Origin of the sequence: Bacillus sp. JJ1474, from assembly GCF_036965225.1 — a bacterium.
Classification (GTDB): domain Bacteria; phylum Bacillota; class Bacilli; order Bacillales; family Cytobacillaceae; genus Cytobacillus.
This window is the reverse complement of record NZ_JBALPC010000081.1, coordinates 1-2,435: the sequence shown is the minus strand read 5'-3', so window position 1 is coordinate 2,435 and position 2,435 is coordinate 1. Positions and strand designations below refer to the sequence as shown.

Annotated in this window: 2 protein-coding genes; one reads left to right on the top strand and one right to left on the bottom strand. The window is 35.4% G+C overall.

Annotated elements, in window-relative coordinates:
* Positions 1–23: 23 nt before the first annotated feature.
* Positions 24–1,553 (bottom strand): alpha-amylase family glycosyl hydrolase, encoded by a 1,530-nt coding sequence (locus tag V7164_RS12040; RefSeq protein WP_335348064.1) that lies wholly within the window; start codon positions 1,551–1,553, stop codon positions 24–26.
* A 286-nt stretch (positions 1,554–1,839) separates the two neighbouring features.
* Between V7164_RS12040 and V7164_RS12035 the strand changes: the two genes are divergently transcribed.
* Complete coding sequence (locus V7164_RS12035) at positions 1,840–2,403, top strand: DUF2777 domain-containing protein (RefSeq protein ID WP_335348063.1); 564 nt, start codon at positions 1,840–1,842, stop codon at positions 2,401–2,403.
* The last annotated feature ends 32 nt before the right edge of the window (positions 2,404–2,435 follow it).

Genomic DNA, 2,435 nt, shown 5'->3' with positions numbered 1-2,435 from the left:
TTCCTTTGGCTTTTACTATTTAACTATTCCTGGGACCGTTTCTTTTTAGATCTTCTCCATACAGCTATGATAAACGCAATAAAGGCACCCCACACAATAATAGTTGCAGTTACATAGGGAAGATTCATCCCAGATTTTTGGGATAATACATATATTTCAGCTTCTTCCCGATCAATAAAAATCTTATATTGATGATCATTGTTCTTTACTAGATCATTCGTTAATAAGCCTCTCAGCTCTTTATCATCAGCAAATTCATCTTCATTTATCGTAACATGACGAGATTCAGAACTATTGTTAATAACAATAACAGTCGTTTCATCATTATAAGTACGTTTGTAAGCAAGAACACCATTTTCCTCGGCAATCAGCTTCATCTCTCCCCTGGTTAGGCTAGGGAAATTATTACGCAGTTTTCCCAGATTTGTGATGTAATCAATTAAATCCTTATCTGTTCTGAAATCCATCTGTTTATGATTATCATGCCCTAAACCGCCATCCAAGGCTATTTCACTGCCATAATAAACGATAGGAATTCCCGGCGAAGTATAAAGATAGGTTAAAGCAAGCTTCCATCTTGGACCAGGATGCTGATTTTGTTCAACCATATCCCTCGTATACCGTACTAATTTATGGTCATCCATTAATGAGCCCATTAAATATGGGTTTTTGTAGGTTGACATCAATTCATCTTTGCGAGTTTTTAGTTCATTTAGTGGTTGATCAACTTGGTCAAAGGCTGGCCTTAATGTTTCGGTTAATGGAAAGTCCAGAAATCCATCAATTCCAGTTTCCTCATATTCAGAAATGAAATGAGGATCATTTGACCTTACTTCACCGAGTAAATAAAAATCCTTCTTTGCAGCTTTAGACTGTTGAACAAAATCAGTAAGGAATTTTTTTGAAACCCCATCGACTTCATCAAGGTAATACCCGTCTATATCCGTTTCATTAATCCACCATTTTGCAGCATCCAGCAAATAGCCCTGAACTTCTGGATTATCGTGATTCAAGCTAGGAAGTTCATTTAGCCACTCATTTCCCAGATCCTGCTGAATTGGTGATTGCTCGGTTTTAAACCAATCCTTCTTAGTAGGATCCTTTAGCCATTCATGTTTTGTGCCAACATGATTAATAGGGAAATCCATCATCACTTTCAAATTTCGTTTATGAATTTCTGTCACAAGCATTTTAAATTCATCGATAGTACCAAAATGCTCCTCAGTATTGTAAAAGTCTTTAACCCAATACCCATGATATCCGTTTTCTTCATTATCAAAAATTGGTGTCAGCCAAATAGCTGTAAAGCCCATATCCTTTATGTAATCGAGCTTTTTAATGATTCCTTGGAAATCACCGCCATGGAAGCTTTGCGGATCCTTTACATTCACATGATAATCATTTTTAAAATCCCCATTATCAAATCGATCCACCATTAAAAAGTAAACGGATTCATCTTGCCATTTTCGATCTTCTTTTTCAACTGCTCCTACAGGCTGAGCGTAAAAAAGAAGCAACGGAATTAAGATAAGAGTCCACACTCTTTTTACCATCTCCGCTCCTCCCCCCTCTTTAAACAAACAAGCTATTATGCAACTCCTATAGATTAGCCTTTTTTCCCTTGTGCAGTCAAATATTTGATGTGAAATTACCTAGTTTTCTGCGATTTATCCAAATGAAATTAGGTGTTTATCCATTTCATAAAACCGATTGTGAGAATATGCTTTTTATAGGGGAAACTTTTTTATCCATAATGAATGAAGAATTATTTAGATCTGGTTATAAAATGAGAGGAAACTGTCTAAAAAGATTGTTGAGGGAATCAGATGGAGGTTTATTATGAATAGACAGCAGCGAACGAAACTGATTGAATATCAAACACGTGCCTATACCGAAGGATCTATTGAATATATTAATGATCAATGGGTTTTCTTTGATAAAGAAACGGATGAAGCATCATTATTGGAAGAATTCCTCCACCAGGAAGTAGAGATTTTTCGATTTAAACGCTGGAAAAAAGGGATATTATCTGAAGATGGGAAACTCGCAGTGGACAAAGAAATCCTTCTTTTGAAAGATCAAGACTCTGTAAGAATTAGAAAGCACCTTGTATTTTCATTAGAAAAATTACTAGAGGGAATGAATGATGATGCTTTTTTCCAATTTATCACAACATTAAATTCCTTGAGGTTCTCTATATATGATTGCATCTACTGCTATAATCAGCTCTCCTTCCTTGATCGAAATGAGAGAAAAAGCGGTGTTAATTTTATCGTATTTGACAACCAGGAACATATTTGCAGTGTACAGCATCATTTTAGTTACTTCGAAAAAATGAATGACCGCTTTGAATTTACATTAAATAGCGGAAAAAGAATGGTGATTGAGAAAATATCATCTTAACAAAGAAAAGTATAAGCGCCTTCGGAACATCA

Bases quoted from the DNA above. Each gene is read 5' to 3' on its own strand.
- V7164_RS12035 (WP_335348063.1), top strand. From the start codon at position 1,840: ATGAATAGACAGCAGCGAACGAAACTGATTGAATATCAAACACGTGCC.
- V7164_RS12040 (WP_335348064.1), bottom strand. From the start codon at position 1,553: ATGGTAAAAAGAGTGTGGACTCTTATCTTAATTCCGTTGCTTCTTTTT.